Source organism: Acidimicrobiia bacterium (assembly GCA_036396535.1).
Lineage (GTDB): Bacteria > Actinomycetota > Acidimicrobiia > Spongiisociales > UBA5794 > DASWKR01.
Window position 1 is genome coordinate 1 of record DASWKR010000009.1, and the last position, 12149, is coordinate 12149.

Genomic DNA, 12149 nt, shown 5'->3' on the forward strand with positions numbered 1-12149 from the left:
CGGACCGCGGTGGCGATCTCGCCGTCCGACCACCCGGCGGCCGCCATCTCGTGGAGGACCCTGACGTAGCCGGAGCGGAGATCGTCCTCCAAGAAGTCGCACGCCTGCTCCCACTGCTTCCAGAGGGGCATCTCGCTCCCGTACATGGCGGCCTGGCGCTGCAGCAGCTTCTTGTTCTCCTCGTCGAGCACGTCGAGCAGGAGTCTCTGCTTCGAGCCGAAGTGATAGTGGATCTGGCTGAGCGGCACCCCGGCGATCTCGGCGATCTTGCGGGTCGAGAGCTGGGCGAAGCCGATCTCGAGGAGCGCCTCCTTGGCGGCCGCCAGGATCCGTTCTCGGGTCTCGAGCTCGACTCCGGTGGTCATTCCCTCTCCTCCGGCCTCTCGGTGTCCGCTTGTTCGGTCGATCGACCGATATTGTGACGAGTGGCCGCAACCGTGTCAAGCACGTTCACGCCAACGAGGGGAAGTAGCGCGTCAGCTTGGTGAACAGCCTCGATCTCGGGACGGCCTCATCTGCACCGAGAGAGCGGGCCCGCGCCAGCCCGATGTCGTCAACGTGCGGGCCGTAGGCGATCACCCTGGCGGAGGCACCAACCAGGAGGCGCAGCACCTCGTCCGCGGCGCGATGGCCGAGATCGACGAAGACCACGGCAGGGCGCCGCTGGCGGATCCCGGACTCGACCGCGCCGGGGTTGCGCCACACGACCAGGTCGTAACCGGCCTCCCGGGCGGCCGCCTCGAACTTCGAGCGATCCATCAGATCCACGGAGACGATGGCGGCCACGGCCGACACGGACCCTGCCGGGGACGTGACTAGAACCATCCCGGCCACCGCCTCGGCCTTGGCGATCCCCCACGAGACGTGGGCGTGCCAGGCGTCGTCGCCCAGCGATCGCGAGGAGGCGGGCGCCAAGTCGTAGACGTCGCCGGGCAGGGCCGCCTCGGCCGCCGGGTCGCGTTCGGTGGGCGGGACGCCGGCGTGCCGCAGCACCGTGGTGGGAACCTCTATGGCCGCCTGGAAGAGCTGCAACGGCGACGACCGCTGCTCTGCTGGCTCTTCGGCGAGCAGCCTCGCCAATTCCTCGTCGAGCCGGTGCCGGCCCGATGCGATCGCTTCGTCGAGCCCGGCGACGTCGATGTCGCCGAGGACTTCCGCCACCCGTTCTCGCACGTAGGGCTCGAAGGCGTCGACGAAGGCCCTGTGCAGATCGCTCACGACGCGATGGTACGTCCGGCTGTGATCAAGCCCTACGGCGCTGCGCCCACAGGTTCACGAACATGAGCGACACGGTGATCACGAAGATGGCCGTTCCGAACACGTTCACCTGCGGCGGCACTCCGACCCGGGCGGCGCCCCAGATGTACAGCGGGAAGGTCACGGTCGCCCCCGAGTTGAAGTTCGTGATGATGAAGTCGTCGAATGACAGCGCGAAGCCGAGGAGGAAGGCCGCGAAGACGCCCGGCATGATCATCGGGAGCGTCACCTTGCGAAACGTCTGCCACTCGTTGGCGTACAGATCCATGGCGGCCTCCTCGAGGTGCCTGTCGAACCCGGTGAGACGGGCTTTCACCGTGACGACGACATACGAGATGTTGAACATGATGTGGGCGATGACGATCGTCCAGAACCCGGTCGCCACCCGCAGCGTGAGGAAGAAGGCGAGCAGCGAGGAGCCGAGCACGACCTCAGGTGTCGCCATGGGGAGGAACAGCAGGAGATTCGTGGTCGACCTCCCCCTGAAGTAGTAGCGAACGAGAGCCAGGGCGATGAGCGTGCCGAGGATCGTCGCCGCCAGCGCTGCGAAGAAGGCGATGCGCAGGCTGACGAGGAGCGAGTCGAAGATGGCCGGTACGTCGAAGGCACCCGCCCAGTGCTTCAGCGTGAATCCCTGCCACGTGAAGTTGAACCTGCCCTGGTTGTCGTTGAAGGAGAACAGGATGACGACGGCGACTGGCAGGAAGAGGTATGCCAACGCCAGCGCGGCATAGAGCGGGAGGACCCTGCGCCTCACGACCGTCCTGATGCGTCCCGGACCGCGTGATGATCGAGCCGTCATCACGCCACCAGTTCCTCAGTGCCGGCGGCGCGCACGTAGGGAATGATGAGCGCCAGGATGACGAGCATCAGCGTGAACGACAGCGCGGCGGCCGTCGGGTAGTCGAGGACGCGCAGGAACCTGCTGTCGATGACGTTGCCGATCATGAACTGCTGCGGGTTGCCGAGCAGCTGGGCATTGATGTAGTCGCCGGCAGCCGGGATGAACGTGAGCAGGGTGCCGGCAACGACGCCGGGCATCGACAGAGGCAAGGTGACCTTCCGGAAGGCGGTCGCCGGGCTGGCGTACAGGTCGTTGGCCGCCTCGATGAGGGACGGGTCGATCTTCTCGAGCGACACGTACAGCGGCAGCGTCATGAAGGCGAGGAAGTTGTAGGTGATGCCTGCGATCACGGCCCACCCGGTGGCGAGCAGCCTCCCGTTGCTGGGGAGCAGCCCGATCGATTGCATCCCCTCCACGACCCAGCCCGAGTCGGCGAGGATCACCTTCCAGGCAAGCGTCCTCAGCAGGAACGGCGTCAGGAAAGGCATGAGCACCAGGACGAGGAGCAGGTTCTTGTAACGGCCCCCTCTGAAGGCGATGGCGTACGCCAGCGGGTATGCGATGAGGAGGGCGGCAATGGTCGCCACGCCGGCGTAGAGGAACGAACGGTAGAACTGTCCGCTGAAGTCGCTGAAGGCATCCGAGTAGTTCGCCCAGCGCCAGGTCAGCTCGTAGCCGGCCTGGGGGTTGCCCGCCTGGAGCGGCTCCTGGAGCGAGACGCCGGCGAGCTGGGCGACCGGGATGACGTAGAAGGCGAGCAGCCACAGGCCGCCGGGGATGAGGAGCAGGTACGGGACGGCGCGCCGGCCCAGCTTGGCGCGAATCCACCGTGCCCAGCCGGGAGGCCGCCGCGCCGCTTCAGTCGTCATCGACCACGAAGGAGTGCTCCGGATTCCAGCCGAGCGCAACCCTGTCTCCGGGCCGGAACGACGAGCCACCTACGTTCTGCACGACGGCCGAGATGTCGGCGCCCAGCACGGAATGGATGATGTAGTGGGTGCTCACGCCGATGAACGAGGCGTCGGTCACGGTGCCTTCGACCACGTTGGCCGGCAGCCCGGCTGTGCCGGGTTCGAACACCCCGACCTTCTCGGGCCGCACGCCGATCCTGAGGGCGTCGCCGGGGCGGCGTCCGTGCCCCGACGCCACGTGCAGCCGGGTGCCGTCGGCGAGGGCCACCTCGTCGTTCCCGCCCACCGTCCCAGCCAGCATGTTCGACGCCCCGAGGAACCCGGCGACGAAGGCCGACCGGGGATCGTCGTAGATCTCGGTCGGTGAACCGAGCCTGCGGATCCTCCCATGACTCATCACCGCGATCGTGTCGGCCATCGTCATGGCCTCCTCCTGGTCGTGGGTGACGTGGACGAAGGTGATCCCGACCTCGTTCTGGATCCTCTTCAGCTCGATCTGCATCTCCTTGCGGAGCTTCAGGTCGAGAGCACCGAGCGGCTCGTCGAGCAACAGCACCCGAGGGTGGTTGATGAGCGCCCTCGCCAGGGCGACCCGCTGGCGCTGACCGCCGGAGAGCTGGGTCGGCTTGCGCTTCGACATGCCGGGGAGCTGGACGAGCTCGAGCATGTCGTCGACACGCCTCCCGATGTCGCCCTTCTCCACCCCGCGCCGCCTCAGCCCGAAGGCGACGTTCTCGAAGATCGAGAGGTGCGGGAAGAGGGCATAGCTCTGGAACACCGTGTTCACGGGCCGCTTGTACGGCTTCAGCCCGACGACCGGCTCGCCGTGGAGGCGGATCTCCCCGGACGTCGGCTCCTCGAAGCCTCCGACCATCCTCAGCGTCGTGGTCTTCCCGCAACCGGACGGCCCGAGGAGGGCGAAGAACCGGTTCTCGTCGATCGTCAACGTCAGGTCGTCGACGGCCGGCGCGTCGCCGAAGAGCTTGGTCACGTTGATCAGCTCGACGGCGGCGGGCTCGACGGCCGTGGCCGGCGAGATGCGCTCCGGTGCTGCGGTCACCTCATGCGCCGATCACGGCCTGGAACAGCTCGTTGAACTCGGTCTCTTCCTCCTCCGCGAGCCCCTTGAAGACATTCGTCCTCGAGAGGGTTGCCTCGTCCGGGAAGATGAGCGGATCGTCCGCCAGCGCCGCCAGCTCGTCGTCTCCCAGCTCCTCTCCGAGCTCGACGATCGCCTCCTTGGCCCCCTGAACGGGACAGATGTAGTTCACCCAGCTCTCGATCTTGGCCGCCACGCGCGGGTCGTACGCATAGTTCATCCACATCTCGGCCGCCAGCTTGTTCCTGGCGCCCTTCGGGATGAGCATGTTGTCCGACCACAGCATCAGGCCCTCCTCCGGGATGAGGAACTGGAGGTCCGGGTTGTCCGCCTGGAGCTGGATGACGTCCCCTGACCATGCGAACGAGACCCAGGCGTCGCCACTCGCCAGGTCGACGGTGTACTCGTTGCCCGTGAACGACCGGATCTGGCCGGAGTCGACCGCCTCCTGGATCTTCTGCGTGGCCGCAACCGCATCGTCGACGGTGGCCTGAGTCGGATCGAGCCCGAGGCCGAGCATGACCAGTCCGAGGGTGTCGCGCATCTCGGTGAGCATCGTGACCTTGCCTGCGAATGCCGGGTCGAAGATGTCGTTGATGGAAGTGAGCTCCCGGCCGGTCATGTTTGGGTCGTAGCCCAGGGCGGTGAGCCCGGACTGCCATGGAAGCGTGTACGTGCGATCGGGGTCGAAGGTCGGGCTCTGCAGGGCTGCGACGAGATTCGAGGCGTTCGGGACGTTCGACTTGTCGATCTCCTCGACGAAGCCCCTCGTGATGAACCGGGCGGCCATCCAGTCCGTCAGCACCGCGATGTCGCGCTGGATGTCTTGGCCCTGGCTGAGCGGGGCCTGCACCTTGCCGTAGAACTCGTCGTTGTCGTTGATCTCCTCGATGTAGTTGATCGCGATCCCGGTCTCCGCCTCGAAGTCGGCGAGGGATGTCGTCTCGAAGTACCCCTCGTCCGTCGAGTCGATGTAGAACGGCCAGTTGGCGAAGTTCAGTTCGGTCGGCTCGCCCTGCGCCGCCGTCGTGCCGGTCCCGCCGGCCTGCGTCGTGGTCGCTCCCGATCCTCCGACGCCGCACGCCGCCAGCAGAGACCCTCCACCCAGGAGGACCGCCCCGGCTCCGATCTGCCTGAGGAACTCCCGCCTGTCGATGCCCCGGATCTTCCCCGCTGCCGCCAGGGCGTCGAGTGATCCGCGCCTGATTGCCTGCCTCTTGGGGGTCACAGCCATGCCTCCCTGTCCGCTCATCCGGCCTCAGCCGGCTCGTCCTCACTGCTCGTACTGCGGGTTCTCCCACACGATGAGTGCCGACCATCCGTCGGTCCCCTCGTCATGCATGTAATCCGCCAAAACCCCCCGGACCTCGAAGCCGTTCTCGATCTGAAATGAGAGCGTCGAGTCATAGAGCTCACCTGCCACGACCTTGCCGACATAGTCGGCGGCGGACATCGTGGCCTTGTGCTCCGCAAAGCCAGGGATGTGCCCGCCTGCGATGATGCCTCGCTTTCCCAGCCGCTGCACCAACTCCTTGCGCATATCGTAGAGACGACGGCCTATCCCGCGCCTGCGGTACTCGGGGTGCACCGTGATGTCGGTCCCGTAGTACCAGGCGCCTTCCGGGTCGTGGTTGCCGCACTGGTTCTCGCCCGTGATCCCGACGATCGAGTGCTGAGGATCGTCGAAGTCGAAGTCGAGCAGGATGCCGGCGCCCGCACCGACGACGGCCGGCCCGTCGAGCACGACGAAGACGCCCTCGGGGAACGTCCCGGCGTATGCCCCCCACTCGACGTCGCCGAGAAGCTCGGTGGGATCGGCATTCGGGAAGCACGTCAGCTCGAGCTGGGTGAGCTGCGGGACGTGCTCAGGGCGGAGGTTGGTGTAGACCAGGTCAACCATGGACCGTGAAGTGCTCGTAGTCGTTGTCCGCCGGGATGCCCCACACCGCCCAGAAGTCCCCGGTTGCAGGCCGCATCACTGCTGCGCCGCACGACTCGACGTGGTACGGCGGTCGGGGCCGCTGGCAAACGGCCTCCGGATCGCGCGTGAGCGCCATCAACGACTCTGCCGTGATCGGCCACTCCTTCGTCAGCTCCGTGGCCCGCATCAGCCTCGCCTCAGACGAGGCTTGCAGCTCCGGAGGCCGCGCCTCCTCGATGCGGCGAGCCGAGTCGACGAGGCAATGGTTCGTGTGAGCCAAGACCTCCTGCCCGAGCGCCGTCACGGCGCAATGGCCCGGCATCGCCTCGACGTCGAAGCCCTCGCCCGAGGCGTCGAAGACGAGGTAGTTGTGGGCGCCGGCCAACTGCGCCGACATGATCGAGTCGAGCGCCGCCTCTGCGCTCGGCGCCTGCAGCGCCTTGCGCACGACGAACGGCCACGTGACCCCGGGCGTCCCGTTCGACGCCGTCAGGTTGTTGATCCCGACCGCGACGCCCGCGTCGTTCATGCCGATCTGGCCCAGGCAGCCGACCGTCGTGAACACGAGGGCCGCCGGCGAGCCTTCCGGCCGCAGATCGAGCATGACGATGTGCGGCGTCGCGGTGGCGTGCATGTCCCAGGTTTGCGCCAGGAAGCCGGCACCGTCGGCTGCGTGGTCGGGAACGATGACGGCGGTGCACGTGTCCTCGTACGGCGCTTCCTCGCCGGAGGCCCGCACCACATCCACGAAGTCGGTGAATCCCCCGACGACGAGAGCCTCCTCCGGCGTGAGGTGTGCGGCGTCCGCGAGCGCAACCATCTCCTCGTACAGGTCGGGTGCATACTCCTCATGGGCAGGAAGGCAGGCCGACGCCAACTCGAGGATGGTGTCACGCGCTGCCGCCGAACCGGACCACAGCCCGGAGCCCGCCAGCCTCACCCGTTCGGCGGCGTACTCCCGGATCTCGCCCCCGTACGCAGATCCGTGAGCCAACCCGACACCGGCCGGGGTTCCCTCGAGGATCGCGACCCGGATCGTCACCCGATGCCCCCGAAATACCTGGTCTTGGCCTCGAGATACTCGTGGAGGCCCTCGGGCCCGCTCTCCCTGCCGACGCCGGACTGCTTCACGCCCCCGAAGGGAGCCTCCGGGGCGGCAACGACCCAGTCGTTGATGGCGACGAGGCCGTACTCGAGGTCCTCCGACACCCGCAAGGCGGTCACCAGGTCGTTGGTGTGGACGTACGCCGCCAGGCCGTACTCGGTGGCGTTGGCCATGGCAACGGCGTCGGCGCCATCGTCGAACGGGATGATCGGCAGCACCGGGCCGAACACCTCCTCTTCGTGGAGCGGCGATCCCGGCTTCACGTCGGCGATGACCGTCGCTTCGAAGAAGAAGCCGCGGTCCGTCGCCGCCCGCTTGCCGCCGCACAGGAGCGTTGCGCCGTCCTCGACCGTCTCGGCGACGATCCGCTCGACCCTTTCGAGTTGCCTGGCGTTGATGAGCGGCCCGAGAGTCGTGCCCTCTTCGAGCCCGTTGCCGAGGCGGTGTGCCTTGGCGGCATCGACCGCTGCGGCCGTGAACTCCTCGACTACGGAGCGCTGCACGTAGAAGCGCTGCGGCGAGACGCACACCTGCCCGGAGTTGCGGTACTTGGCGTTGACGGCGTGCTTGGCGAGCCCTGCGATGTCGCCCGCATCGGCGAAGATGATCACCGGGGCGTTGCCGCCGAGCTCGAGCGACAGCTTCGTCACGGTCCTGCCGGATCCTTCGAGGAGGAGCTTGCCAACCCTGGTGCTCCCGGTGAACTGGATCTTTCGCACTCGCGAGTCGTCGAGCATCGCCTGGCCCATCGTCTCCGGGTCGCCGTTCACGACGTTCGCCACGCCCGGAGGCAGACCCGCTTCGTGCATCGCCTCTGCGAGGAGCATCGCCGAGCGCGGCGTGAACTCAGACGGCCGGCTGACCACGGTGCATCCGGCGGCGAGGGCCGAGCTCCACACCCGATTGACGTTGTACACGGGGAAGTTCCACGCGGTGATCGACCCGACGACGCCGAGCGGGCTGTAGCTCACCTCGATCCGCCGGTTGGCGGCCCGAGGCGGGATCGTCCGCCCGTACACCCTCTTGCTCTCCTCGGCCGCCCAGCGGATGTAGTTCGGGGCGCCGCGCCACTCGGCGAGCGCTTCGGTCAAGGGCTTGCCGGACTCCTCGGTCGTCACCTTGGCGTAGTCGTCGGCGCGCTCGGCGATGACGTCCGCCGCGGCCATGAGGACGTCCGACCTCTCGTATGGCGTCGCCTTCGACCACGACGGGAACGCATCGGCGGCAGCATCGACGGCGAGCTTCACGTCCTCGGCGCCGCCGAAGGGGATCGGCTGCACGACGAGCTCGGTCGCAGGGTTCACGAGGTCCCATGTGCCTCCCCCGACGGCGTCCCGCCACTCCCCCCCGATGTATTGCTTGAAGATGCTCATGAGGCCTCCCTGGCGGATGCGGCGACGGCCACGGCTTCCGCCACGACAGCCATCGCCTCGTCGATCTCATCGTCGCTGATCGTCAAGGGCGGCAGGAACCGCACGCAGTTGCTGTAGAGGCCGGCCCTGATCGTGATGACACCTCTGGCGAGGGTCTCGGCGACGACACGAATCGTCGAGTCCATGTCCGGCGTCTTGGATTGGGGATCGGCGACGAGCTCGATCGCCAGCATCGAGCCCATGCCGCGGACGTCGCCGACCATGCCGGCGTTGTCCGCCTGGATTCGGTCGAGGTGATCCCGGATACGCTTCCCGACCTCGGCCGACCTCGCCAGGAACCCCGGGGCGGTGATCATGTCGATCGACTCGCGGGCAGCGACGCAGGCGAGCGGGTTGCCGCTGTAGGTGCCGCCGAGGCCCCCGACGTGCGGGGCGTCCATCATCTCCGCCCGACCGGTGACTGCCGAGAGGGGCATACCTGCGGCGAGCGACTTGGCGGTGCACACGAGGTCGGGTACCACGCCGAGCTGCTCGATGGCGAACAGAGTTCCCGTCCTCCCGAACCCGGACTGAACCTCGTCCGCAACCAGGACGATGCCGTTCGCATCGCAGATCTCGCGGAGCTTCTGCATGAACCTGGCAGGTACGGGAAGGAAGCCGCCTTCTCCCTGGACCGGCTCGATGACGACGCAGGCGACGTGGGCGGGGTCGACCTGGGCGACGAACTCGTGATCGAGCAGCGCCACGTGGTAGTCGACGAACTCGTCGGCCGTCATCTGGTCGGGCTTGCGGTACACGTTGGGGAACGGCAGCCGGTACACCTCGGGGGCGAACGGCCCGAAGCCCTTCTTGAAGAGGCCGTACTTGCTGGTCATCGCCATCGTGAGGTTGCTGCGGCCGTGGTACGCCCCCTCGAAGACGACGACCGCCTGGCGCCCGGTGTGCACCCTGGAGATCTTCACGGCCGCCTCGACGGCCTCGGCGCCGGTGTTCGTGATGAACGTCTTCTTGGCGAAGTCGCCGGGGGTGATGGCGTTGAGGCGCTCGGCGACCTCCACGAACGGCTCGTAGCTGGCGACGATGGCGCACATGTGGATGAAGTCGCGCACCTGTCCCTCGATGGCGGCGACCACTCGCTCCGGAGCGTGGCCGACGGCGAGCGCCCCGATTCCTCCTGCCAGATCGATGAGCCTGTTGCCGTCGACGTCCTCGACGACCGACCCGTGTGCCCGGGCGACGGCGATCGGCGTCAGCTTGGCGGCGGCGGCGGTCGTGGCCGCCTCCCGCCGGGCGATGATCTCCCGCGAGCGGGGCCCTGGGATCTCGGTGACCAGCTCGATCGCTCCGCTGCGATGGTCAACGGTGGCCGTCATGTCGCCTCCAAGCCGAACTTTGATGCACCGTTCAAGTATCGCCTGCGGCGGGAACCTCGGCAACGGGAGTCCCCCTCCCGTTCCGGCGTCCGCGCATCGCATATGCGCGTCAGGCGTACGCAGGAACGGGAGAGCTCCCGACCGCCGCTACCATCGGCGGGCCCGAGGCGGAGAGGTTGATCACATGACGAGGCTCTGGCGCGTCGCGATCGCCCTGGCCCTGCTCACCGTGGCGTGCCGCGCCGAGGCGAACGCCATCGTCGACGTGAGCGAGGACGGCTCGGGCCAGTTCACGATCGAGCTCGGCATGGACGAAGAGGTGCAGTCCTACCTCGGAAGCGCCGAAGGCTTCGTCGGCTCGATCGGGCAACTAGACCTCACCAATCTCGATGCCCTCGACCAGCGCGTCGAGGGCGACATGACCTTCTACTCATTGACGCGCCCGTTCTCGAGCGTCGAGGACCTGGAGGTGATCATCCGAGAGCAGGCGACGCAAGAGGGCGGTTCGGCATTCGACGAGTTCGACATCACGATCGGCACCGACGGCGCGAGCATCGTCGCCAGTGCGCCTTCGCCGATCCCGGACACGGGGGCAGGCAGCCCGTCTGACCTGGCGAGCATCGAGCAGGTGTTGTCAGGCAACGTCTACGTCACGCTTCCGGGACGCATCGTCGAGTCGAACGCCGACGACACCATCGACGGCCGGATGCGCTGGGCGATCGACCTGCGCGAAGGGGTCGACATCCGGGCAACGACCTCATTCTCGGAGAGCGGCTTCCCGTGGCTGGTCGTCGGACTGGCGGCCCTCGGTGTGATCATCCTCGGGGGCCTCGGCTTGGCGATGGCGAAGCGGAGGACGTCGATCCCTCACGATGCGCTCTCGCAAGTCGAGGCGCCGCCCCCACCGTCGGGATTCGAGTCGATGGAAGGCTGATTCAGCCACCGACCTGGCGTTCTCTGCTCGCGATGAGCCACGCCGTTGCGTAGAGGGCCGCGGCGACGGCGGCGAGGGTGGCGAAGAGCGTGAACTTGCCGGCCCTGGCATACACCCACCCAGCGGGCAGCGCGGCGAGGGCCGCCGCCAGATACCCGGACGCCTCGAGCAGCCCCTGGCCCCGTGCCAGGTGCCGGCGCGGGCTGCCGGCCGCCACCATGGCCGCCGCCGCAGGTGCCAGGGCGGCGGACCCGATGCCGTGGAGGAGGCCTCCCGCCGCGATCACGACCTTGCTCGATGACGTCGCGTACGTCATCACCGCCGGGACGATGAGGACGATCCCGATGAGTGAGACCGGACCGGGACCTCGCCCGTCGACCAACCGTCCGAACCAGGATGCGGCCGGCACCATCGGCAGCACCGTGAGCGTGAGGCTCACGCCGATGAAAGTGGTCGAAGCGCCGACGTCGGTGAGCAGCCGGGCCCACACGCTGTCCAGCGCCCCGAACGTCGCGAAGTCGAGCACTCCGAACAACAGCCCACCGAGGACCACCGGGCGGGCGAACCACCTGGAGGCCGGTGCATGCTCGCCGCGGCCGGTGATCGCGGGCACCGCCAGGCGCCCGATGACCGGGAGGGCCGCCACGAGCACCAGGGCAGGCACGACGAACGGGGCCCGCAAGCCGAAGGGTGCGGCAAGCACCGCCCCGAGCGCCGGCCCGGCGACGAAGCCGGCGACGGACGCCGACAGGATCCTGCCGAGGACGGCTCCCGGCCGATCGGGCGCCCAATCGAGCACGATGCGCCTCGCGGCTGGGATGATCGCTCCCTCGGCGACGCCGAGGAGCGCCCTGGCGGCGACGAGTGCCGCCAAGCTGGTCGCGTAGGCGGCCGCCAGGAGGGCGACGGCGGCCACCGCGGTTCCTGCGACGAGCATCGCCTTCGCATGGCCCCTGTCCGCCAACCGCGCGATCGTCAAGTACGACAGGAAGGCGAAGAGGAAGCTGGAGCCCGCCACCAGGCCGAGAGAGGCACTCTCGAATCCGATCGCAGCTTGGAGCTCCGCCAGCAAGGCGAGGATGACGCCGAGGCCGATCGTGGCGAACATCACCGTGACGTGCAACACCACCTGGTCGAACACCGACGGTTCGCCCGACCGATTCACCTGTGACGAGAGCATCGCCAGAGGCTAGGAGAGCACCGGGAAGGCGGCGTGGCAGGGAACGTCGGGGTGGGGCAACCCCGAAGCGGCGCCGAGGGAGCTCTTCAACTCGCGAGGAACACCACCGTGAGCAGCCCGTAGGGTCCCCGGTACGTCGCGATCCCCGCCTT

Annotated in this window: 12 protein-coding genes; 1 reads left to right on the top strand and 11 read right to left on the bottom strand. The window is 67.8% G+C overall.

What is annotated here, in order from left to right; all coding sequences use genetic code 11:
* From VGC47_01150 to gabT, 10 genes are all read right to left on the bottom strand, one after another.
* Nucleotides 1-365: TetR/AcrR family transcriptional regulator (locus VGC47_01150; GenBank protein HEX9853907.1), on the bottom strand; the 365-nt coding region annotated here is incomplete at its 3' end.
* 85 nt (nt 366-450) lie between these two features.
* Nucleotides 451-1218, bottom strand: coding sequence for a hypothetical protein (locus tag VGC47_01155; protein HEX9853908.1), 768 nt, complete (start codon nt 1216-1218; stop codon nt 451-453).
* Between the two features lie 25 nt (nt 1219-1243).
* A complete protein-coding gene (locus VGC47_01160; protein HEX9853909.1) occupies nt 1244-2059 on the bottom strand; it encodes an ABC transporter permease in 816 nt (271 codons plus the stop codon).
* Nucleotides 2059-2970 (bottom strand): ABC transporter permease, encoded by a 912-nt coding sequence (locus VGC47_01165; protein ID HEX9853910.1) that lies wholly within the window; start codon nt 2968-2970, stop codon nt 2059-2061. The genes VGC47_01160 and VGC47_01165 overlap by 1 nt, the downstream gene beginning before the upstream one ends.
* Nucleotides 2960-4072 (bottom strand): ABC transporter ATP-binding protein, encoded by a 1113-nt coding sequence (locus VGC47_01170; GenBank protein HEX9853911.1) that lies wholly within the window; start codon nt 4070-4072, stop codon nt 2960-2962. The genes VGC47_01165 and VGC47_01170 overlap by 11 nt, the downstream gene beginning before the upstream one ends.
* Before the next feature lies 1 nt (nt 4073).
* Nucleotides 4074-5345 (bottom strand): spermidine/putrescine ABC transporter substrate-binding protein, encoded by a 1272-nt coding sequence (locus VGC47_01175; protein ID HEX9853912.1) that lies wholly within the window; start codon nt 5343-5345, stop codon nt 4074-4076.
* 39 nt (nt 5346-5384) lie between these two features.
* Nucleotides 5385-6011, bottom strand: coding sequence for a GNAT family N-acetyltransferase (locus VGC47_01180; GenBank protein HEX9853913.1), 627 nt, complete (start codon nt 6009-6011; stop codon nt 5385-5387).
* Complete coding sequence (locus tag VGC47_01185; GenBank protein HEX9853914.1) at nt 6004-7074, bottom strand: C45 family peptidase; 1071 nt, start codon at nt 7072-7074, stop codon at nt 6004-6006. The genes VGC47_01180 and VGC47_01185 overlap by 8 nt, the downstream gene beginning before the upstream one ends.
* Entirely contained in the window at nt 7071-8510 is a 1440-nt protein-coding gene (locus VGC47_01190; protein ID HEX9853915.1) for an NAD-dependent succinate-semialdehyde dehydrogenase, read from the bottom strand. The genes VGC47_01185 and VGC47_01190 overlap by 4 nt, the downstream gene beginning before the upstream one ends.
* The gene (gene gabT, locus VGC47_01195) at nt 8507-9883 is read right to left on the bottom strand and encodes a 4-aminobutyrate--2-oxoglutarate transaminase (GenBank protein ID HEX9853916.1); all 1377 of its coding nucleotides are present in this window, start codon (nt 9881-9883) and stop codon (nt 8507-8509) included. Before gabT ends, VGC47_01190 begins: the two co-directional genes overlap by 4 nt.
* A 184-nt stretch (nt 9884-10067) precedes the next feature.
* On the opposite strand from gabT, the gene VGC47_01200 reads away from it, so the two are divergent.
* Nucleotides 10068-10817 carry a hypothetical protein gene (locus VGC47_01200; GenBank protein ID HEX9853917.1) on the top strand — a complete coding sequence of 250 codons (750 nt, stop codon included), beginning with the start codon at nt 10068-10070 and terminating at the stop codon, nt 10815-10817.
* 1 nt (nt 10818) lies between these two features.
* Here the strand turns inward: VGC47_01200 and VGC47_01205 are convergent, their stop codons facing one another.
* On the bottom strand, nt 10819-11997 hold the full coding sequence (locus tag VGC47_01205; GenBank protein HEX9853918.1) for an MFS transporter: 1179 nt from the start codon (nt 11995-11997) through the stop codon (nt 10819-10821).
* Between the last annotated feature and the right edge of the window lie 152 nt (nt 11998-12149).

Bases quoted from the DNA above. Each gene is read 5' to 3' on its own strand.
- VGC47_01180 (HEX9853913.1), bottom strand. From the start codon at position 6,011: ATGGTTGACCTGGTCTACACCAACCTCCGCCCTGAGCACGTCCCGCAG.
- VGC47_01190 (HEX9853915.1), bottom strand. From the start codon at position 8,510: ATGAGCATCTTCAAGCAATACATCGGGGGGGAGTGGCGGGACGCCGTC.
- VGC47_01200 (HEX9853917.1), top strand. From the start codon at position 10,068: ATGACGAGGCTCTGGCGCGTCGCGATCGCCCTGGCCCTGCTCACCGTG.
- VGC47_01165 (HEX9853910.1), bottom strand. From the start codon at position 2,970: ATGACGACTGAAGCGGCGCGGCGGCCTCCCGGCTGGGCACGGTGGATT.
- VGC47_01205 (HEX9853918.1), bottom strand. From the start codon at position 11,997: ATGCTCTCGTCACAGGTGAATCGGTCGGGCGAACCGTCGGTGTTCGAC.
- VGC47_01160 (HEX9853909.1), bottom strand. From the start codon at position 2,059: ATGACGGCTCGATCATCACGCGGTCCGGGACGCATCAGGACGGTCGTG.
- gabT (HEX9853916.1), bottom strand. From the start codon at position 9,883: ATGACGGCCACCGTTGACCATCGCAGCGGAGCGATCGAGCTGGTCACC.
- VGC47_01175 (HEX9853912.1), bottom strand. From the start codon at position 5,345: ATGGCTGTGACCCCCAAGAGGCAGGCAATCAGGCGCGGATCACTCGAC.